Raw genomic sequence first — 19980 nt, forward strand, 5'->3', positions numbered from 1 at the left:
GCGTGGTGGATTTTGTCATGGTGGGTGGAACTCCACTATCGGGGATCGCGCCTCGATCAGGATGGCGCGAAAATCATTCACATTGGTGTGGGTGGCGCCGGTCCTGACGAGATCGCCCGTCGCCTCGAAGAAGCTGTAGGCGTCGTTGCGGCGCAGATAGGTGTCCGGCGGGAAGGGCAGGGCCGTGGTGCTGGTCCGGGTGGTGCTGTCGATCATGGCGCCGGCATTGTCCTGCGTGCCGTCGATACCATCGGTATCGGCGGCGATGGCGGTGATGCGGGCCACATCCGGCAGTCCGGTCAACAGACCCAGCAGGAATTCCACGTTGCGCCCGCCGCGCCCCTGGCCGCGTACCGTGACCGTGGTCTCCCCGCCCGACAGCAGGACGCAGGGTGCCGGCACCGGCTGGCCATGCGCCAGAACCTGGCGCGTGATGCCGGCATGCACCAGACCGACGGTGGATGCCTCCCCCTCGATGGCGTCACCCAGGATCAGCGGGGTATAGCCGGCATCCGCCGCCACGGCCGCCGCCGCCGTCAGCGCTGATTGCGCCGTGGCGATGACCTTATGGCGGCTGTTGGCCAGTTCGCCGGGCTTCGGTGTCTCGCAATCGGGGTTTTCCAGCCAGGCCCGTATGCTCCAGGGAATGTCGAGGGCGTATTTGTCGATCACCGCCAGGGCGTCGCCGCGCGTCGACGGGTCAGCAACGGTGGGGCCCGACGCGATAGCGGCCGGATCATCTCCCGGCACGTCGGAGATGATCAGCGTTTCCACCCGCGCCGGGCGGGCGGCGGCGGCCAGCCGGCCGCCCTTTATCAGCGAGACATGCCGGCGGACGCAGTTCATTTCGGTGATGGCAGCGCCGGACCGCAGCAGCGTGCGGGCCAGGGCCTGCTCATCCTCCAGCGAGATGGAAGCCGGCAGGGCCGGCAGCAGGGCGGAACCGCCGCCGGAAATCAGGCAGATGACCAGATCGTCCGCCGTCAGACCCGCCACGGCATCCAGGATGGCGCGCGCCGCGTCGATCCCGGCCTGGTCCGGGACGGGATGCGCGGCCTCCAGCACCCGGATTCTGCGGCAGGGGGCGGCATGGCCATAGCGGGTGACGACGACACCCTGGATGTCCCCCGGCCAGTTGTCCTCCACCGCCTGTGCCATGGAAGCCGCGGCCTTGCCGGCGCCGACGACGATGGTGCGCCCCCTGGGTGGGGCCGGCAGGTGCGGCGGCAGGCAATGGTGCGGCAGTGCGCTTTGCACCGCCGCGTCGAACATGGCGTGCAGCAGGCGGCGTTGCGGGGTCATTTCACGCGGCCATCGGCAACGACGCATTCCGGGGCCGGATCGCTCCCGTCCAGCACGGCGACGACGCAGCGGGCGGCCACCATGTTGGTCCGGTCCAGCCCTTCGCGGGAGGACGCGGCGGCATGCGGTGTGGCGATCACGTTGGGCAGTTCGATCAGCGCCTGCGTCACGGGCTTCAGGGCCGGATCGGCCTCGCTCAGATACACATCCAGCCCGGCCCCCGCGATCGTGCCAGCCCGCAGCGCCTCCAGCAGGGCCGCGTCATCCACCAGGCCGCCGCGCGCGGCGTTGATCAGGAAGGCGCCGGGCTTCATCTTCGACAAAGCGTCGCGCCCGATGATGAAACGTGTTTGGGGTGTCAGCGGCGCATGCACGCTGACATAGTCGCTACGCGCCAGCAGCTCATCCAGCCCGACATATCTGACGCCGGTCTGCGCGGCATAGGCATCATCCCGGACATCGCTGTAGGCCAGCACTTTCACCTCGAAACCGCTGAGGCGCTGGACAAGGCTTTTCCCGATGCGGCCCAGGCCGATGATGCCCACCGTCTTGCGGTAGAGATCGCTGCCCAGCAGGATCGCCCAGTTACCGCCGATCATGTTGTTTTGCGTCTCGCGGAAGCGATGGCCGACGGACAGCATCAGGGCGATCGTATGGTCGGCAACGGATTCATGGTTGCCGCCCACGGCGATGCAGACCACCTTGCCCAGATCGCGCGCCGCCGCCAGATCGACCCGGTCATACCCGACGCCACGCCGAGAGATGATCTTCAGATCCGGCAACTCGGCCAGCAATTCCCGCGTCACACGCGCGTGCCCCACGATCCAGCCGGCGGCCCCCGTCAGGCGTTCCTTCAGTTCCTGGTGCGTCAGGTTCCCGTCCGCCTGCCCGGGCGGCAGTTCCGCCTGGACGGGCTCGCACCCCGCCGCCGTCAGATAATCGATGGTGGCCTGATCGAAGAAGCGCTGCGTGACGACAACGCGCCGGTTCCCTGATGTCATCTCTACTCTCCGCATGGGGGGGCAGGCTGCGGACCGGCCCCCAAATCCATCCGCCGTATCGCTGATGAACTAAAGATCATCGGCACAGGCCGCCAATTCGGAGTTCGTATGATTTCATACGCCGGTACCGGCCGTGGCCGGATGCCGCCGTCCGCCGGGCGTTACGGACAGGCCGGTTTGGCACCACGGGACCGGCCCCAACCATCCCTGTTGGATCGAGGCCGGTTTCGCCTATATAGTCGCCCGGCCCACGATCTGCGGTCATTGAGCGAGTTGATGGATTCTGATTGGCTTGTCGATTTCCTGGCCCTGATCGACTGTGGCGGCTTCTCCCGCGCGGCGGAGCAAAGGGCCGTCAGCCAGCCGAGTTTCAGCCGGCGCATCCGTTCCCTGGAGGAATGGGTCGGCGCAACCCTGGTCGATCGCAGCACGCACACGATGCGCCTGACCCCGGCCGGTGAACGGTTCCGGGTGGTGGCGGAGGAGACGTTGCGCCGTCTGCATGTCGGCCGGGAAGAGGTAAGGGCCATTTCCAAGGCGTCGGTAGAAACCCTGCGCTTCGCGTCCACCCATGTGCTGTCGCTGACCTATTTTCCGGCCTGGCTGCGCCGCATGGAAGCGGAAGCGCCCATGAACGTCACCGTGGAACTGACGGCCGACAACATGGTGGCGTGTGAGCGCATCATGATCGATGGCCGGGCGCAGTTCCTGCTGTGCCACCATCATGAGGCGGCCAGCACCAAGCTGGGTTCGGATTTCCGGTCGGTCCAGCTTGGCGAGGATGTGCTGCTGCCTGTCCTCTCGCCCCGTCTGGCCGAAGGGGTGGACCTGGCCCAGGCCCCGCATCTGTGCTTCACCGCGGAATCCGGCATGGGCCGGATTCTGGCGGCGGCCTGGGCGGCCAAGGGCCGGTCGCCGCCGCTGCATCCGATCTTCACTTCCCATCTGGCCAGTGTGCTGACAGCCATGGCCAGGGATGGCAGGGGCGTGGCCTGGACGGCGTTGAGCCTGGTGGCCGACGATCTTGCCTCCGGTGCCCTGGTGCGCGCCGCACCGGTGGAGGAGGATGTGCCGATCGAAATCCGGCTGTGGCGCCCGAAGGCGCGACAGGCCCCCGCTGCCGAGGCGCTGTGGAGCCGGATCAGCAAGGCCGGCAAGTAGGATTTTAGAAAGGATGGGTTACAAGGGTGGCGCCCCCCCCACGTGTCGCCGCACCCTTGCCCATGCCTGTCCGCTGACCGCGCCTGTCCGCGCGGGATGGCTGTGCGCTGCCGGTCCTAAGCAGATTTTCCGAACTCCGCCCACAGATGGGCGGGCTCGGAGAATCTGCAAACCATGGAGTCGGCAGGTTCCTCCAGGCCGGGCCATGTGTGGCCCGATCTGGAGGAACCTGCTTAGTCGTTTGGCGCATGATTTCACGCATTCCTGTGGGGCGCCGCGGTGGATTATGCATCCCCATCGCAAGCCTCCGGCACCCGCCTTCCGGCTGTCGGCCGGCGGGTGCCGCTTGCCTCCCGGCACATGGCTGCGCGCCTTCGCGCGCCATGAAGCAGACCTTCAGGATCAACGGGTCGCAAACGACCCAACAGACAGGGAATGGAAAACCATGTCCGATGACAGCAAGCCCGGCCTGCGGTCGCAGCAATGGTTCGGCGGCAAGGGGCCGAAGGGTTTCGTGCATAGAAGCTGGGTGCGCAGTCGGGGTGTTCCCGGCGACCATTTCGATGGCCGGCCCGTGATCGGCATCTGCAATACCTGGTCGGAACTCACACCCTGCAACTCGCATTTCCGCGAACTGGCCCAACATGTGCGCGAAGGCATCCTGGAAGCGGGCGGGGTGCCCATGGAATTTCCCGTCACCTCCCCCGGAGAGACCCTGACACGCCCGACGGCCATGCTGCTGCGCAACCTCTGCTCCATGGATGTGGAGGAGACGTTGCGGGCCAATCCCATTGATGGCGTCGTGCTGATGATGGGTTGCGACAAGACCACGCCGGCCCTGCTGATGGGGGCCGCCAGCGTGAACCTCCCGGCCATCGGCGTATCCGCCGGGCCGATGCTGAACGGAAGCTGGCGCGGCAAGCCGTTCGGCATCCGCGATGCCTGGCACCTGGGCGATGACGTGCGGGGGGGACGGGCGACCCTGGCCGATGTGGAGGAGGCGGAAAGCTGCATCAACCGGTCCCACGGCGTCTGCAACGTCATGGGTACCGCCTCCACCATGGCGGCAATCGTGGAGGCGTTGGGGTTGAGCCTGCCCAACAATGCCACGATCCCGGCCGTGGATGCGCGGCGCAAGGTGCTGGCGCGCCTGACGGGGCGCCGCATCGTGGAAATGGTGCGCGAGGGCCAGACGATGGACCGCGTCCTGACCCGCCAGGCATTCGAGAATGCCGTGCGCGTCAATGCCGCCATCGGGGGTTCCACCAACGCCGTCATCCATCTGACGGCGGTGGCCCGGCGCATGGAGGTGCCGCTGGACATCACGGATTGGGACGAACTGGCCCGGGACATTCCGACGCTGCTGAACATCCAGCCGTCGGGCAGCTATCTGATGCAGGATTTCCACGAGGCCGGCGGCCTGCCCGTCATCATCCGCGACCTGTGCGAGGCGGGGTTGCTGCATGGCGACGCCATCACGGCGACCGGCAAGTCCCTGGCGGAGAACAATGCCGCCGCCCGTTGCCTGAACCCGGATGTAATCTGGAGCGTGGCGAGACCGTTCAAGTCGCATTCCGGCATCGCCGTCCTGAAGGGCAACCTGTGTCCGCAGGGCGCGGTCATCAAGCCATCGGCGGCCGACCCCCGCCTGCTGCGCCACAGGGGGCCGGCAGTGGTGTTCGCAGATCAGGAGGATCTCCTGACCCGTGTCGATGACCCGGCGCTGGAAATCACGGCCGACAGCGTCATGGTGTTGAAGAATTGCGGGCCGCGCGGTTTCCCCGGCATGCCCGAACTGGGCATGATGCCCATTCCGGCCAAGCTGCTGGCGGCCGGCGTCAAGGATATCGTGCGTATCTCCGATGCCCGGATGAGCGGCACCTCCTTCGGTGCCGTCGTCCTGCATGTGTCGCCCGAGGCGGCGGCGGGCGGCGCGCTGGCCGTGGTCCGCGATGGCGACATGATCGAGCTGGACGTGGCCGCACGACGGCTCGACCTGCTGATACCGGCCGCGGAGCTGGAACAGCGTCTGGCCGACTGGCACGCCCCCGCGCCCAAGGCCGGCCGGGGCTATGTGAAGCTCTATGTCGACACAGTGAACCAGGCGCATGACGGCTGCGACCTGGACTTCCTGGTCGGCATGACCGGCAGCGAGGTGCCGGCCAACCAGCATTGAGCGGCAGCGATCCCGGCAGGGGCCGCGGCCCCTACGGGGATCGCGACCATACGTTTCATGCATCGTTGTTGTCGGGCGTGACATTGGCCATCCCGCGCATCCCATCGTAGCTTGAGTGAAATAACGAAAGTAGCGATGAAGCGCCCGGCGCACATTGTTACATGTCCGGGAGGATTGTTCAGGTGATCGCTCTGCTGGGTTTCAGCACCATTTCGCTGTTCACGATACTGGTCATGACAAACCGGGTATCGGCGGTCGCGGGCCTGATCGGCATCCCCATCATCTTCGCAGTGCTTGCCGGCTTCGGCACGGAGATCGGCAAGATGATGGTGGGCGGCATCGTTCAGACGGCGCCGACAGCCGTGATGCTGGTCTTCGCGCTGCTCTATTTCATCGTGATGTTCGAATCCGGCCTGTTCGAACCATTCATCCGCAAGATCATCGGCGTGGTGGGCGATGATCCGGTCAAGATCGTCATCGGCACGGCGCTGCTGGTGATCATCACCGGGTTCGACGGCGACGGGGCCACGGCCGTACTGATCACCATTACGGCGATGTATCCCATCTATCGCCGGGTGGGGATCAATCCGCTGATCATCGCGCTGATGCTGGGCCTGATATGCCCGGTTCTGAACTGGCTGCCCTGGGGTGGCCCGGCGGCCCGCGCTGCCATCGCGCTGAAGGTCGATATCGACGATATCGTCGGACCGATGATCCCGGCCCTGCTGCTTTCGCTGCTGGCCACCCTGGGGCTGGCCTATCATCTGGGCCTGCGGGAAAAGCGCCGGCTGGCACAGCTGGCGGTCACAGGCATCGCGGCGGGCGGGGAGGGCGGCAGCCACCTGAAGCCACGCAAAATCATCCAGCCGCGTAATTTCTGGTTCAACCTGATCCTGACCATCTGCCTGATGGCCGGGATGGGCCTGGGCATCGCACCCCTGCCGGCGCTGGTCATGCTGGCCTTCGCCGTGGCGGTCACGGTCAACATGCCCAACGTGAGGGAGCAGCAGGAGCGCCTGAAGGAACACGGTGCTACCGTGATGACGCTGGTCACCCTGATGCTGGCCGCCGGTGCCTTCACGGGCATCATCGGCGACACGGGCATGGTCAAGGCCATGGCCGATACCATGATCGCCGCCGTGCCGGACGGGCTGGGAGAATATTTCGGCTTCGTCACGGCCGTCATCAGCATGCCCCTGCTGGTCATCCTGTCCACCGACGGGTTCTTCCTGGGGGTACTGCCCATCCTGGCCCATACGGGCGCCGCCTATGGCGTGCCGCCGGAGGTGGTGGCCAGGGCCGCCCTGATCGGCATGCCCTGCCATTCGCTGAGCCCGCTGATCGCCCCCATCTATTTCTGCGCCAGCCTGCTGCGCACCGATATCGGCACCCTGCAGCGCTTCGCCTGGCCCTGGGCCATCTGGCTTTGCTTCGTGGCACTTTTCGCCGCGACTATAACCGGGGCCGTCCACGCGGCCTGATCCGCGCCGGGTGCCCTCACAATCAAGATCAAAGGAACGGTCATGAGATTCATCACGTACAGGACGGCAGAGGGCGAAGGTGTCGGCATCGCCGCGGATGGCGGTTATCGCGGCCGGCCGGTGCAGGTGCTGGGGCGCGACCTGAAGGGCGCCCTGCATGATGGGCAGGCTTTGGCTGCCCTGGGCCGCGAGTTGGCCGGCGCACCACTGCTGGACATGGATGACATCGAACTGCTGGCCCCCATTCCGCGACCGGACAAGATTATTTGCGTCGGCCTGAACTATGCCGATCATTCCGCCGAAAGCGGGTTCGAGGTTCCCACATATCCCACCGTCTTCGCACGGTTCGCCTCCAGCCTGGTGGGTCACGGCGCCGCCATGGTCCGGCCTGCCGCGTCCGATCTTTTCGATTACGAGGGCGAGCTGGTAGCCGTCATCGGCAAGGGCGGGCGCCATATCGGCCGGGCCCAGGCGCTGGACCATGTCGCGGGTTATTCGCTGTTCAATGACGGGTCGGTCCGCGATTTCCAGATCAGGACCCCGCAATGGACCATGGGCAAGGCCTTTGACGGCACCGGCGCCTTCGGCCCCGAACTGGTCACACCCGATGAACTGCCCGAAGGCTGCAAGGGCCTGACCCTGACCGTGCGCCTGAATGGAGAGGTGATGCAGTGCGCATCGACCGACGACCTGATCTTCGGTATCGCCGATCTGGTTGCCACCCTGTCGGAAGCCATGACCCTGGCCCCCGGCGACGTCATCGTCACGGGCACTCCGGGCGGCGTCGGCGCCATGCGCAAGCCGCCGGTCTGGCTGAAACCCGGCGACATCTGCACGGTGGAGATGGACCGCATCGGCACCCTGTCCAATCCGGTACGGCAGGAGGCCGTCCCTGTATAAGCGGCGTTCGGGAAATCTGCTTAGCGGACAGCGACCGCCGTCGCGCAGCACGCGCCGGTGATCGAGGCAGCGAAAAGCCGGATCGTGTTTCCAGTCCGCCGCAAACACGATCCCGACACCGGGCGGGAACGCCCCAACCGCAGGATGCGTGTCCGGCATGTCAGACAGCAGGAAAGGATGGCCGGCAGGGTCATGGGCGTTGCTGATCGTGTTGACGCCACTGATCACGATCAGCCTGCGCATGGCGCACCTGCCGGCCGCCCTGATGCTGGGGCCGATGGCGGCCGGCATCGTCACCGCCTTGCACAGGCCAGGGGCGTCCCTGCCGCGCTGGACAACGCTGATGGCGCAGGGCGTTCTGGGCTGTCTTATCGCCTGTGCCCTGTCGCCGCCCCTTCTGGCCCTGTTCTTTCCCCACTGGCCCGTGCTGGTGGGCATCAATCTGGTGTCCATATTGGGGATCTTCGCGATCGGCGTGGCAGCCACACGCATCCGTTTCTATCCGGGCACGGCCGGTATCTGGGGCATGTCTCCCGGTGCGGCCGGCGCCATGGTCATGCTGTCGGAGGCCTATGGCGGCGACAAGCGTCTGGTTGCCGTCATGCAATATCTCCGCCTGGTCTGTGCGGCGCTGACGGTGGTGGCCCTCGGTTCCTGGCTGGGCAGCCCGCATGAGGGGCCGCCGATGGTCCTGTTGCCGGGCGGGCCATCCACGCCCTGGTTTCCACCCATCGACCCCCGTTCCCTGGCGACCACCCTGTCGCTGGTCGCGGCCGGAATGGCGCTGACGCTGATCACTCGCCGCCCCGTCTTCATCATTTTGTTCCCGGTGTTCGCCGGGGTGGCGTTGCAGGCAACAGGCAGGGTCACGCTGGTGGTGCCGCCCCTGGCATCGGCAGCCGCCTTCGCGGTGATCGGATGGCATGTCGGGCTCAGCTTCACGCGGCCCTCTCTGCTGTACAGTGCGCGGTTCATCCCCCGCATCCTGGCCGGCATCGCCGTCATCCTGCTGTTCTGCACCGGCCTGTCATGGCTGCTGACCCGGTTGATGCCGGTCGATTTCCTGACCGCCTGTCTGGCGCTCAACCCCGGCAGCGCCGATGTCGTGATGCTGATGGGGGCCAGCGTCGCCGTCGATCTTCCCGTCATCATGACGATGCAGTTCACCCGGCTGGTCCTGGTCATGATGCTGGCCCCGATCCTGGGGCAGTTCGCGGCACGATATTTCACGGCCGATCCCGGCGGGTGATCACCGGTGCAAGGCCAGGGCCACCTCCCGGAAGGCGCCGCGCAGGAAGGAATGGGCCGGGTCGTCCGTGCTGCGCTCGTGCCAGAATAGATGTTCCTCCAGCGTGCCGATGGCCATGGGCGCCTCATGGATGGCGAGGTTCAGGGGCGGGGCCAGCACCTCGGCCAGCTTGCGCTGTGCCGTGGCCACCAGCACCGTTCCCGGCAGCATGAAAAGCATGGTGGCGAAGCCCAGCGCCGTCGATCCGATATCGGGCCGGAAATGGTGGGCCTTCCAGGCGCGCTCGACGATGGTTTCCACATTGGGGCCGAAATTGACGGCGGTGTGCCGCAGGGTGCGGTAGAGGTCCGGGGTCAATCCGCCCCTGATATCCGGATGGTTGCGATCGGCGATACAGACGAAATCGTCGGAGAAAAGCCGCTCCCGCCGGATAAGATCCCCCGGCCGGTAGGGGCCGTAAAGATCGGTCGGGTGGGCGGTCGTGACGAAATCCACATCGCCCTGTTCCAGCGCCAGGAAGCTATGCCCCATCAGCACCCGCACATCCAGCGCGATCTGCGGCGCCTCCCGCGCCAGAAGCCGCAGCAGGGGCGGCATGATGACGAAGGAGCCATAATCGGAAATGGCGATGCGGAAGGTGCGCGCCGTCCTCCTGGGATCGAAGTGCGGCCGATAGTTCAAGGCCCCCTCGACCGTCAGCAGTGCCTCGCGCACCGGCGTCACCAGCCCTTGCGCCAGCGGGGTCAATTCCATCTCCCGACCGATGCGCACCAGCAGCGGGTCGTCGAAATAATCCCGCAGCCGGCGCAGCGATCCGCTCATGGCCTGCTGCGTGACATGCAGGTTTTCCGCCGCCCGCGTCACGCTGCGTTCGGTCAGCAGCATGTCCAGCACGCGCAGAAGGTTCAGGTCGAAATGGCTGAAACGCATGGGGCATTCCCCCGCCGGCACCATCCTTTTCCGCCGCGCGGCGGCCGGTCCCGATCCCGCGCAGGCCTGCACTATCCTTGATCATCACCGGCCGGTCAACCTGTCCCCCACATCCACAAGCACGGCTTGTTGGTGCCAAAATGGCTGCCGATTTCCCGCCGGCCGGCCCGGCCATTAGGCTTTCCCCCCGCAAAACAGGCCGTCCATCCGGGCGGATGACAATGGGAGGAAAAGTGCATGATCGTGATCAAGCAGGGAAAAGGCCCCAATCCGCTGATCGGGTTCCGGGTGGAGGAGGCCGTTGTCACCCCGGTCGGCCAGGACCTGCGGCGGCCGGAATGCATCCTGGCCGAACGAGACGGCAGCCTGTGGGCCGCCGATGCGCGCGGCGGCGTCATGCATATTGCATCCGATGGCAGCCAGCGGCTGATCACCCAGGCGCCGGACCCGCATTTCGACGTGTCCCGCGATGCCGCCGCCAGCCTTCTGGAAGGAACATTGCCCAATGGCCTGGCCTTCGCCGGCAATGGCGATATCCTGATCTCCAACTTCGGGACCGACCGGCTGGAGGTGATGACCCGCGACGGCGCTACGCGCGTCCTGCTGGACCGGGTCGACGGCCGGCCGCCGGGCAAGATCAATTTCGTGCTGCGCGACCGCCGCGATCGTATCTGGATCACCGTCTCCACCCAGGTGAACCCGTGGAGCGACGCCATCCGGCGCGATCTGGCCGATGGCTGCATCATCCTGCTGGACGGCAAGGGCGCCCGCATCGTCGCCGATGGCTTCCATTTCACCAATGAAATCCGGCTGGATGAGCGCGAGGAATGGCTGTACGTCGCAGAAACCACGGCCAAGCGCGTGACGCGCCTGCGCGTGCAGGCCGACGGCGCGCTGACCGACCGGGAGATTTATGGCCCGGCCAGCCTGGGTGACGGGATGATCGACGGCATTGCGTTTGATGCCTATGGCAATCTGTGGGCGACGATGATCTTCGCCGACCGGCTGATCGCCATCACGCCGGACGGGGAAATGCTGGAACTGTTCGCCGATGGCGACCCGGAAGCGGTCCGGGCCCTGGAAACAGCCTTCACGGGCGGCGGGCCCGTGCCGTTCGACCTGCTGATGAAGGCACGGGGCCGGCTTTGCCCCTGGCTGGCCAGCGTCACCTTCGGTGGCCCCGATCTGCGCACGGTGCATCTGGGCAGCCTGCTGGGCACCAGCATTCCCACCTTCCGCAGCCCCGTTCCCGGCCTGCCCATGGTGCATTGGTAGGCGGCGGGAGCCACAAGTGACGCTTGTGGCTCCCAATCGCCGATACGATTTCCCCGGTAAACGGCTCTGTCGCAAGCTCTTGTCAGAAACCGCGCCGAACAAAGCGGTGAACAGGAGAGGAAAAAGCCATGAAGGGAACAGGAAGGCGCCTGTGCGCGTCGATGCTGGGTCTTGCCTGCGGTCTCTATGCACCGGCGGCCTGGGCACAGGCCGAAGCCGCCGCGGCGCCCGATGACGCGGCCCCGGCATTCGGTCTTGAGGAAATCGTGGTGACGGCCCAGCGCCGGGCAGAGAACCTGCAGCGGGCCGCCATCCCCGTTTCTGCGGTCACGGGTGATCTGCTGACCACCGCCGGCGTGTCCGACGTGACCAGCCTGACCAAGATGGTGCCGGCCCTGGTGGTTCAGCCGTCGGTGGGCACGGCGACCAACTTCTATATCCGTGGTGTCGGCAGCTTTGCCGCCAATGCCTTCACGGAAAACCCCATCGCCTTCAATTTCGGCGGCGTCTATGTGGCCCGCCCGGCCGCCCCGCTGGGCACCTTCTATGACCTGGAGCGGGTGGAGGTGCTGAAAGGGCCGCAGGGCACGCTTTATGGCCGTAATGCCACCGGCGGCGCCATCAATGTCCTGCCGGCCCGGCCCAAGCTGGATCAGGTCGGCTTCGACATGACGGCGGAATACGGAAACTATGACACGAAAGCGCTGATGGCGGCCCTGAACCTGCCGCTGGGCGAGAAGGCAGCCGTGCGCGTGGCCGGCCAGATCCGGGACCGCGACGCCTACATGTCCGACGGGTATGATGACGAGAAGGGGCAGGCGGCCCGTGTCTCCCTGCTGCTGGAGCCCAATGACTGGCTGACCGCCACCATCGTGGCGGATTATTTCCACCAGGGCGGCAAGGGCGGCGGTGGCGTGCTGGTGCCCGGTCCGCTGACGCCGGGAGCACCCGATCCCAAGGACCGGATCGGCGGCGCCGACCCGCGCAGCATCGCGGCCCTGGAAGCGGGGTTTCCCGGCATGGTCAGTTCCGGCCGGGTGAAGCCGCCGGGCACCGATGGCTTTGTCGATAATGATTTCTGGGGCATCGCCGGCACTTTCGAGGCCGACCTGGGTTCCGCGACCCTGACGGTCCTGCCGGCCTATCGCGACACGCGGCCCGACTTCCTGGCCTATAATGGCGGTTACAGTTCCCGCGTCGATGAAGTGGCCAAGCAGAAGTCGCTGGAGGTCCGGCTGGCCTCCAACAGCGGCGGCATTCTGGATTATGTCGTCGGCGCCTATATCTTCGATGAGAAGCAGGTCGACCTGAACGACTTCACGCAGGGTCTTGTCCTGCGCACCAACTTCACCACCCGCCTGCATAATGAAAGCGTGGCCGGCTTCGGCCAGGCAACCCTGTCGCTGTCCGATAATTTGCGGGTGGTGGCCGGCGGACGCTACACCAAGGAGGAGAAGTCCCAGGATACGACCCTGACACAAACCTCCTTCGGGCAGGGCGTCACCTCGGATTTCACGGGCAAGGCCAAGTTCGACCGCTTCACCTGGAAAGCCGGCATCGAATATGACGCGGCCCCGCGTTCCCTGCTCTATGCCAATGTCGGGACGGGCTTCAAATCGGGCGGCTTCTTCATTGCGGCCCTGGATAACAGCTTTTCCCCGGAAAAGCTGACGGCCTATACGGTGGGCAGCAAGAACCGGTTCCTGGATAATCGCCTGCAGGTCAATGTCGAGGCGTTCTATTGGGACTATAGCGACCAACAGGTCAACTATATCGGCCCGATCCGCAGTTCGGCCACGACCTATGGCACCGGCCTGATCACCACCAATGCCGGCAAGTCGCGCATGTATGGGCTGGATACGGAAATCAACTTCCAATTGACGCCCAACGACCGGCTTGCCGTCGATGTCCAGTATCTGAACGGCAAATATACGAAGTTCGATTACATCGCCGTGTCGGCCAGCGGGGCACCGCTGCGCCATGGCTGTACCGTCACAGCGACCAGCAACCCGCCCATGGCACCGCCGGCCCAGCCCTTCCTGGTCGATTGCTCGGGCAACCGCCAGATCAACTCGCCGAAATGGACGGTCAATCTCGGCTATACCCGGACCTTCGAGCTTGCCAATGACTACGGGCTGGATGTGGGCATCCGCACGCGGATCGAGTCCGGCCGCTATCTGGCAACGGAGTATCTGCCCGAACAGTACCAGAAATCCTACCGGAGTTCTGACGTTTACGCGACCTTGAACAGCCCCGACGGGCTCTGGTCCGTGACTGGTTTCGTCAACAATCTGGAGGATCGCACGATCTATGCGGGGTCCAGCCTACGGCCCGTGATCCCCGCCGTCTACAATATCCTGCGCGCGCCCCGGACCTATGGGCTGCGGGTCGGTGTGCATTACTGACGGAGGCCTGTGCGATGCGCAAACTGATCCCCATCCTGTTCGCTTCCCTGATGCTTTCTGCCGCCCCGGTTCCGGCCGGGGCGGCAGAAAGGGGCGATGGCGTGGCTTTCGTCACGCTGGGCACGGGCGGCGGGCCGCGCGTGCAGGTCCAGCGTTCGCAGCCGGCCAATGCCCTGGTGGTGGATGGCACCGTCTATCTGTTCGATGTCGGCGACGGTACTTTGCGGCAACTGGCCGCGGCCGGGCTGCCGATCCAGAGGGTGAAGGCGGTATTCCTGTCCCATCTCCATTTCGACCATGTCGGCGGGCTGGGATCGTTTATCGCCAACCGCTGGGTGATGGCGGCCAGGGCGCCCATGCCGGTGATCGGCCCGCCCGGCACCGACCATATGGTGCGCGGCATGGTCGCGGCCTTCGCCCCGACGGAACGCGCACCACTCGGCATGCCGACCGACCCGCCCATGGCCGCCACGGTGCGCCCGCGCGATCTGGCGGCCAGCATGGACAGGCCGGCCACCATCTATGATGACGGGGTGGTGAGGGTGACCGCGGTCACCAACAGCCATTACAACGTCGCCCCTGGCGACCCCGGCGCCAATGAGCGCTCCTATTCCTTCCGGATGGAGGCCAAGGGCCGGTCCATCGTTTTCACGGGCGATACCGGCCCGTCGGAGAAGGTGGAAGCGCTGGCGCAGGGAGCCGACCTGCTGGTCAGCGAGGTGATGGACCGGCCCGCCATCGCCCTGGCCCTGCGCCAGATACCGGGCCTGACCCCGGCCACCATCGACGGGCTGCTGCACCACATGGACGAGGATCACCTGACCCCAGAAGGGGTGGGCCGCATCGCGGCACGGGCCGGGGTTGGGGCCGTCGTGCTGACCCATCTGGTGCCCGGCCTGGACAGCGAAACATCGACCGACGGCTATGTCCGCGGCCTGTCCGACCAGTTCAAGGGACCGGTGACGGTCGCCACCGACCTTGGCCGGTACTGAAATATCCAGAACGGGAGAATTTCCCATGGCCATCACTGGCATCCATTCACTGGTCTATGGCGTGGGGGATATCGACATCTCCGCACGCTTCTTCGAGGATTTCGGTCTGCGCCCCGCGGCAGGCGGGGATCATCACCGCCGCTTCACCCTGCCGGAAGGGTCTCAGGTGGTGATCCGCCACCGCGACGACCCGTTGCTGCCCGCCTCCTCCCTGGAGGGGGACGGGGTGCGGGAGGTGGTATGGGGTGTGGACGGCCCGGCGGCATTGGAAGCGCTGGTGGCCGACCTGTCCCGCGACCGCGTCGTAACGCAGGGCACGGACGGTGTCTTCCGCTTTGTCACCGATTTCGGGCTGGCCATGGGCCTGACGCTGTTCAACAAGGTGCCGGTGACCTGCGCACCCGATCCGCTCAACGCGCCCGGCCATGTCCGCAGGCTGAACCAGCACCGCAAATGGCGGCTGCGCGCCTGTCCCAAGGGGATCGCGCATGTCGTGTTCGCCATCCCTGACTATGAGGCGGGATATGTGTTCATGCGTGACCGGCTGGGCTTCCGCCTGTCGGACAATCAGCGCGGCTTCGGCATGTATCTGCGGGCCGACGGCACCAACAACCATCACAGCCTGCTGCTGCTGAACGCTTCCGCCCCCTTTCCCGGCATGGATGGCAAACACCGGTTCCACCACGCGAATTTCGCCGTGGAAGATATCGACGAGATCATGGTGGGCGCCAACCACATGCAGCGCCAGGGGTGGGAGGCGTCGCATCTGGGCCTGGGCCGGCACCGGATCGACAGCGCCCTGTTCTACTACATCCCCTGCCCGGCGGGTGGAGAGGCGGAATATGGCGCCGACGGCGACTATGTCGATGATGGCTGGGTGCCGCGCGAATGGACGGCCCCGCTCTTCGCCTTCTCCCATTTCGTCCACAACCTGCCGCCGTTCCTGATGAACCCGCCGGCCTGGGATTTCCACTACATCACCGGTATCGAGCCCAAGGAGGGGCACCATTGATGGCCGCCGTTTCGAAAACCCTGGTCATCGGCGGTGGCATCGGCGGGCTGACGGCCGCCTGCGCGCTGGGCCAGCAAGGCATCAATGTGGAGCTGATCGAGAGCAAGCCCGATCTCAGCGTCTATGGCGTCGGCATCATCCAGCCCAATAATACGCTGCGGGCGCTGGACCGGATCGGGCTGGCCCGGCGCTGCGTGGAACTGGGGGCGGCCTATCCCGGCTGGCGCATGCATGACGCGGCCGGCGCCTTCCTGTTCGACGCAGCGGCGACCGACGCGGCCGCCCCCGGTCTGCCGCCTATCAATGGCATCACCCGTCCCCTGCTGCACAAGGTGCTGACCGATGGTGCGCGTGATGCCGGTGCCGCCATCCGGCTGGGCACGCGGGTTGCGGAACTGGATGACCGCGGCAGCCATGTCCATGTGCGTTTCGACGATGGACGGGAAGGGGATTACGATCTGGTCATCGGCTGCGACGGTGTCTATTCCGACACCCGCCGCCGCCTGTTCGGTGATGCGGTCAGGCCCCGTTACACGGGCCAGTGCGTCTGGCGCTATAACCTGCCGCGCCCGGCCAGCGTGGAATGGGGGGAGCTTTATTTCGGGCCCGACAGCAAGGTCGGGCTGGTGCCCCTGTCACCGACCCTGATGTACATGTTCGTGGTGACGCGGGAGCCGGAGAATTGCCGCTATCCCCCCGCCGAACTGGCCGGGATGATGCGCGACCGGCTGGCCGCCTATGGTGGCGGGATCGCTGAACTGGCGACGCTGATCACCGATCCCGCCGCCGTGGTCCTGCGCCCGCTGGAGAACCTGCTGCTGCCGGCCCCCTGGCACAAGGGCCGCACACTGATCATCGGTGACGCCGCCCACGCCACCACACCGCATCTGGCCCAGGGCGCCGCCATGGCCATCGAGGATGCGGTGCTGCTGGCTGACCTGCTGGGCCGGGGCGGGCCTTTGCCGCCGCTGCTGGACGAATTCATGGCCCGCCGGTTCGACCGGGCACGGTACGTGGTGGAAAGCTCCGCCCAAATCCTGGCCTGGGAGATGGAGGAATGGGCCGGCATCCACAATCCCGACGCCCGTCCCGGCCAGCTTCTGCATGAGGCGACCCTGGCACTGATGGAGCCATACTGACATGAAGAACAAGGTCATCATCAGTTGCGCCGTCACCGGATCGGCCCACACGCCGACCATGTCGGACGCGCTGCCCGTCACCCCGGCGGAAATCGCGGAACAGGCCATCGACGCTGCCAAGGCCGGGGCCTCCATCCTGCACCTGCATGCCCGCGTGCCCGAGGATGGGCGCCCGACGGGCGATCCCGACATCTATGCCCGCTTCCTGCCCGTGATCCGGCAGGCGACGGACGCCGTGATCAACATCACGACGGGCGGGGCGGCCACCATGTCGCTGGCCGACCGGCTGGCGGCGGCCCGGCGCTTCCGCCCGGAAATGTGTTCGCTGAACATGGGGTCGATGAATTTCGCCTTCTTCCCGGCAGCCCGGCGCATCGAGACGTGGAAATACGGCTGGGAGCGGGATTACGTCGTCAATTCCGACGATTACATCTTCCGCAACACTTTCCGCGACATTGCCAGCATCCTGGAAACGCTGGGGGAGGCGGGCACCCGGTTCGAACATGAATGCTACGATGTCGGGCATCTCTACAATCTGGCCCATTTCGTGGACCGGGGGTTGGTGAAGCCGCCCTTCTTCGTTCAGATGATCTTCGGCGTGCTGGGCGGCATCGGACCCGACCTGGACAATCTGGTCTTCATGAAGCGTACAGCCGACCGGCTGTTCGGGGAGGAGAATTACCGCTGGTCGGTGCTGGCGGCCGGGCGGCACCAGATGCCGTTCCTGACCCAGGCGGCCCTGCTGGGCGGGCAGGTGCGCGTGGGGCTGGAGGACAGCCTGTTCATCGAGCGCGGGCAACTGGCCATGTCCAATGCCCAACAGGTGGAAAAGATCGTGCGCATCCTGGCCGAAATGGGCCTGGAACCAGCCACGCCGGCAGAGGCGCGGCAGATGCTGGCCCTGAAGGGCGGCGACAGGGTGGAGTTCTGACCATGGCCAGACGCATCATCGACCTGTCCATCTATCTGGAAAACGACGTCGTTTCCGATCCGCCAATGTTCAAGCCGGTGATCGAGTATATCGACCACAAACAATCCGTGCCCGATCTGGCCGGTTTCTTTCCCGGCCTGAAGGCCGGTGACCTGCCCGATGGGGAAGCCTGGGCCATCGAGCGGATCACCCTGATCACCCATAATGGCACGCATCTGGATGCGCCCTACCATTACGCATCCACCATGAATGGCGGCGAGCGGGCCATCACCATCGATGAGGTGCCCCTGGACTGGTGTTTCCAGCCGGGAGTGAAGCTGGATTTCCGGCACTTCCCCGATGGGTATGTCGTCACGGCGGCGGATGTGGAGGCGGAACTGGCCCGCATCGGCCATGTTCTGTCGCCGCTCGAAATCGTGGTGGTGAACACGGCGGCCGGTGCCCGCTATGGCCATGACGATTATGTCACCACCGGTTGCGGCATGGGGTACGAGGCGACGATGTACCTGCTGGAACGCGGCGTGCGCCTGACCGGCACGGACGGGTGGAGCTGGGATGCCCCCTTCATCCACACGCGCGAGCGCTATCTGGCCAACCGCGACCCGTCCATCATCTGGGAAGGGCACAAGGCCGGGCGCGATATCGGCTATTGCCACCTGGAAAAGCTGCATAATCTGGAAGCCTTGCCGCCGACCGGCTTCACCATCGCCTGCTTCCCCATGAAAATCCGCGCCGCGTCCGCCGGCTGGACGCGCGCCGTCGCCATCATCGACGACGCGCCGGCCGCCCCAAAACAATAAGGACCCGTCATGTACGAGCCGTTTCCCGGTAACTATGTCTGGAACCTGTCGGTCAATATCTGCATCGCCATGGGCGGCGCCATGGGGGAAATGGACCAGGCCAACGCCCAGGTCCGCGCCATCGCCGCTGAGGGAGAGGACAAGGGTACCGAAGCCTTCTTCGAAAGCTGGGGCGCCATGGCCGACCGCGTATACGCCCTGGGGGAGGAGGCTGAAAAGGCTGGCCATCCCTTGTCGGCGGCCGAGAAATATTGCCGCGCCACGGCCTATTACATGACGGCCGAACGCATGCAGAGCCGGCATTACGCCCCGCGCCAGGCCATGTACCGCCGCATGCTGGACACGATGGGGCGGGCGATCTCCGTCGGCGGCCTGAATTGCCAGCGGGTGGACATCCCCTATGGCGACAGCAGCTTTCCCGCCCTGTTCGTGCCGGGCCAGGGGGAGGGGCCGCGCCCCTGCATGGTGTTCTGCAATGGGCTGGATAGCGTGAAGGAGATGATCTACCTGTCCGTCCGCGACAGTTTCGCGGTGCGCGGCATCTCCGTCCTGATGGTCGACCAACCCGGCGTGGGGGAGGCACTGCGCCTGAACGGGCTGCCCGCCATCGTGGAGGCCGAGCGCTGGGCCGGGGCCGCCGTGGATTATCTGGAGACGCGCGCGGATGTGGATGCCAGCCGCATCGGCATGATAGGCTGGTCGTTGGGCGGCTATTACGCGCCGCGTGCCGCCTGCTATGAAAAGCGGTTCAAGCTGTGCGTGGCCTGGGGCGCCAACCATGATTGGGGTGAATTGCAGCGCCGCCGCATGGCGCGGGAGGGCGACCGGCCCGTGCCCCATTACTGGGACCATGTCATGTGGGTCTGGGGCAAGGACAGCCTGGATGAATTCATGGAGTTCGTGCCGCGTGTGACGTTGCGCGGGCATATCGCGAACATGACGGTCCCTTTCCTGATCACCCACGGCGCCGGGGACCGGCAGATCCCGGCCGAATATGCCCATCAAAGCCATGATGAGGCAGTCAACAGCCCCCGGTGCGAGCTGAAATTCTTCACCGACCGCGAGGGCGGGGTGGAACATGTCAGCGCCGACAACATGGAACCGGTGCGCAGCTATATCGCCGACTGGGTGGCCGACCGCTTCGCCGGGATGGCGCCGGGGTCATGAACAGAACCGGGTTCGCAGGGACAAGACGGCCAGCCGCCCGACAGCTCCGTCAGGGCACT

At 65.9% G+C, this 19980-nt stretch carries 16 protein-coding genes; 13 read left to right on the forward strand and 3 right to left on the reverse strand.

Features of this window, described 5'->3' with window-relative positions:
- Positions 1–15: 15 nt before the first annotated feature.
- Positions 16–1302 carry a glycerate kinase type-2 family protein gene (locus ACM9LZ_RS23290; protein WP_416621917.1) on the reverse strand — a complete coding sequence of 429 codons (1287 nt, stop codon included), beginning with the start codon at positions 1300–1302 and terminating at the stop codon, positions 16–18.
- Positions 1299–2303, reverse strand: coding sequence for a phosphoglycerate dehydrogenase (locus ACM9LZ_RS23295; protein ID WP_416621918.1), 1005 nt, complete (start codon positions 2301–2303; stop codon positions 1299–1301). Before ACM9LZ_RS23295 ends, ACM9LZ_RS23290 begins: the two co-directional genes overlap by 4 nt.
- Positions 2304–2579: 276 nt before the next feature.
- Between ACM9LZ_RS23295 and ACM9LZ_RS23300 the strand changes: the two genes are divergently transcribed.
- From ACM9LZ_RS23300 to ACM9LZ_RS23320, 5 genes are all read left to right on the forward strand, one after another.
- The gene (locus ACM9LZ_RS23300) at positions 2580–3464 is read left to right on the forward strand and encodes a LysR family transcriptional regulator (RefSeq protein ID WP_416621919.1); all 885 of its coding nucleotides are present in this window, start codon (positions 2580–2582) and stop codon (positions 3462–3464) included.
- A gap of 445 nt (positions 3465–3909) precedes the next feature.
- Positions 3910–5640: an IlvD/Edd family dehydratase gene (locus tag ACM9LZ_RS23305; protein ID WP_416621920.1), complete on the forward strand. Its 1731-nt coding sequence runs from the start codon at positions 3910–3912 to the stop codon at positions 5638–5640.
- 182 nt (positions 5641–5822) lie between these two features.
- Entirely contained in the window at positions 5823–7121 is a 1299-nt protein-coding gene (locus ACM9LZ_RS23310; RefSeq protein WP_416621921.1) for a CitMHS family transporter, read from the forward strand.
- A gap of 42 nt (positions 7122–7163) precedes the next feature.
- On the forward strand, positions 7164–8021 hold the full coding sequence (locus ACM9LZ_RS23315) for a fumarylacetoacetate hydrolase family protein (RefSeq protein WP_416621922.1): 858 nt from the start codon (positions 7164–7166) through the stop codon (positions 8019–8021).
- Positions 8022–8220: 199 nt separating this feature from the next.
- Positions 8221–9270, forward strand: a complete 1050-nt coding sequence (locus ACM9LZ_RS23320; protein ID WP_416621923.1) for an AbrB family transcriptional regulator — start codon at positions 8221–8223, stop codon at positions 9268–9270.
- Here ACM9LZ_RS23320 and ACM9LZ_RS23325 read toward each other — a convergent pair whose 3' ends face one another.
- Complete coding sequence (locus tag ACM9LZ_RS23325) at positions 9271–10200, reverse strand: LysR family transcriptional regulator (protein ID WP_416621924.1); 930 nt, start codon at positions 10198–10200, stop codon at positions 9271–9273.
- A 237-nt stretch (positions 10201–10437) separates the two neighbouring features.
- Here ACM9LZ_RS23325 and ACM9LZ_RS23330 point away from each other — a divergent pair, with 237 nt between their 5' ends.
- From ACM9LZ_RS23330 to ACM9LZ_RS23365, 8 genes are all read left to right on the forward strand, one after another.
- Positions 10438–11475, forward strand: a complete 1038-nt coding sequence (locus ACM9LZ_RS23330; RefSeq protein WP_416621925.1) for an SMP-30/gluconolactonase/LRE family protein — start codon at positions 10438–10440, stop codon at positions 11473–11475.
- A gap of 128 nt (positions 11476–11603) precedes the next feature.
- Complete coding sequence (locus ACM9LZ_RS23335) at positions 11604–13880, forward strand: TonB-dependent receptor (protein ID WP_416621926.1); 2277 nt, start codon at positions 11604–11606, stop codon at positions 13878–13880.
- A 14-nt stretch (positions 13881–13894) separates the two neighbouring features.
- Positions 13895–14872 carry an MBL fold metallo-hydrolase gene (locus ACM9LZ_RS23340; RefSeq protein WP_416621927.1) on the forward strand — a complete coding sequence of 326 codons (978 nt, stop codon included), beginning with the start codon at positions 13895–13897 and terminating at the stop codon, positions 14870–14872.
- 25 nt (positions 14873–14897) lie between these two features.
- Complete coding sequence (locus ACM9LZ_RS23345) at positions 14898–15884, forward strand: VOC family protein (protein WP_416621928.1); 987 nt, start codon at positions 14898–14900, stop codon at positions 15882–15884.
- Complete coding sequence (locus ACM9LZ_RS23350; RefSeq protein ID WP_416621929.1) at positions 15884–17023, forward strand: FAD-dependent monooxygenase; 1140 nt, start codon at positions 15884–15886, stop codon at positions 17021–17023. The genes ACM9LZ_RS23345 and ACM9LZ_RS23350 overlap by 1 nt, the downstream gene beginning before the upstream one ends.
- A gap of 1 nt (position 17024) precedes the next feature.
- Complete coding sequence (kce, locus tag ACM9LZ_RS23355; protein ID WP_416621930.1) at positions 17025–17954, forward strand: 3,5-dioxohexanoate:acetyl-CoA acetone transferase; 930 nt, start codon at positions 17025–17027, stop codon at positions 17952–17954.
- A gap of 2 nt (positions 17955–17956) precedes the next feature.
- A complete protein-coding gene (locus ACM9LZ_RS23360) occupies positions 17957–18754 on the forward strand; it encodes a cyclase family protein (RefSeq protein ID WP_416621931.1) in 798 nt (265 codons plus the stop codon).
- Positions 18755–18763: 9 nt separating this feature from the next.
- Positions 18764–19921, forward strand: a complete 1158-nt coding sequence (locus tag ACM9LZ_RS23365; RefSeq protein WP_416621932.1) for an alpha/beta hydrolase family protein — start codon at positions 18764–18766, stop codon at positions 19919–19921.
- Positions 19922–19980 lie beyond the last annotated feature (59 nt).

Origin of the sequence: Niveispirillum fermenti (assembly GCF_048066175.1) — a bacterium.
GTDB lineage: Bacteria > Pseudomonadota > Alphaproteobacteria > Azospirillales > Azospirillaceae > Niveispirillum > Niveispirillum fermenti.

What these genes read in the sequence shown, in the direction of transcription:
- ACM9LZ_RS23345 (WP_416621928.1), top strand. Translation starts at nt 14,898, where the DNA reads ATGGCCATCACTGGCATCCATTCACTGGTCTATGGCGTGGGGGATATC.
- ACM9LZ_RS23300 (WP_416621919.1), top strand. Translation starts at nt 2,580, where the DNA reads ATGGATTCTGATTGGCTTGTCGATTTCCTGGCCCTGATCGACTGTGGC.
- ACM9LZ_RS23360 (WP_416621931.1), top strand. Translation starts at nt 17,957, where the DNA reads ATGGCCAGACGCATCATCGACCTGTCCATCTATCTGGAAAACGACGTC.
- ACM9LZ_RS23295 (WP_416621918.1), bottom strand. Translation starts at nt 2,303, where the DNA reads ATGACATCAGGGAACCGGCGCGTTGTCGTCACGCAGCGCTTCTTCGAT.
- ACM9LZ_RS23350 (WP_416621929.1), top strand. Translation starts at nt 15,884, where the DNA reads ATGGCCGCCGTTTCGAAAACCCTGGTCATCGGCGGTGGCATCGGCGGG.
- ACM9LZ_RS23290 (WP_416621917.1), bottom strand. Translation starts at nt 1,302, where the DNA reads ATGACCCCGCAACGCCGCCTGCTGCACGCCATGTTCGACGCGGCGGTG.
- ACM9LZ_RS23305 (WP_416621920.1), top strand. Translation starts at nt 3,910, where the DNA reads ATGTCCGATGACAGCAAGCCCGGCCTGCGGTCGCAGCAATGGTTCGGC.
- ACM9LZ_RS23330 (WP_416621925.1), top strand. Translation starts at nt 10,438, where the DNA reads ATGATCGTGATCAAGCAGGGAAAAGGCCCCAATCCGCTGATCGGGTTC.
- ACM9LZ_RS23340 (WP_416621927.1), top strand. Translation starts at nt 13,895, where the DNA reads ATGCGCAAACTGATCCCCATCCTGTTCGCTTCCCTGATGCTTTCTGCC.
- ACM9LZ_RS23325 (WP_416621924.1), bottom strand. Translation starts at nt 10,200, where the DNA reads ATGCGTTTCAGCCATTTCGACCTGAACCTTCTGCGCGTGCTGGACATG.
- ACM9LZ_RS23315 (WP_416621922.1), top strand. Translation starts at nt 7,164, where the DNA reads ATGAGATTCATCACGTACAGGACGGCAGAGGGCGAAGGTGTCGGCATC.
- kce (WP_416621930.1), top strand. Translation starts at nt 17,025, where the DNA reads ATGAAGAACAAGGTCATCATCAGTTGCGCCGTCACCGGATCGGCCCAC.
- ACM9LZ_RS23335 (WP_416621926.1), top strand. Translation starts at nt 11,604, where the DNA reads ATGAAGGGAACAGGAAGGCGCCTGTGCGCGTCGATGCTGGGTCTTGCC.
- ACM9LZ_RS23365 (WP_416621932.1), top strand. Translation starts at nt 18,764, where the DNA reads ATGTACGAGCCGTTTCCCGGTAACTATGTCTGGAACCTGTCGGTCAAT.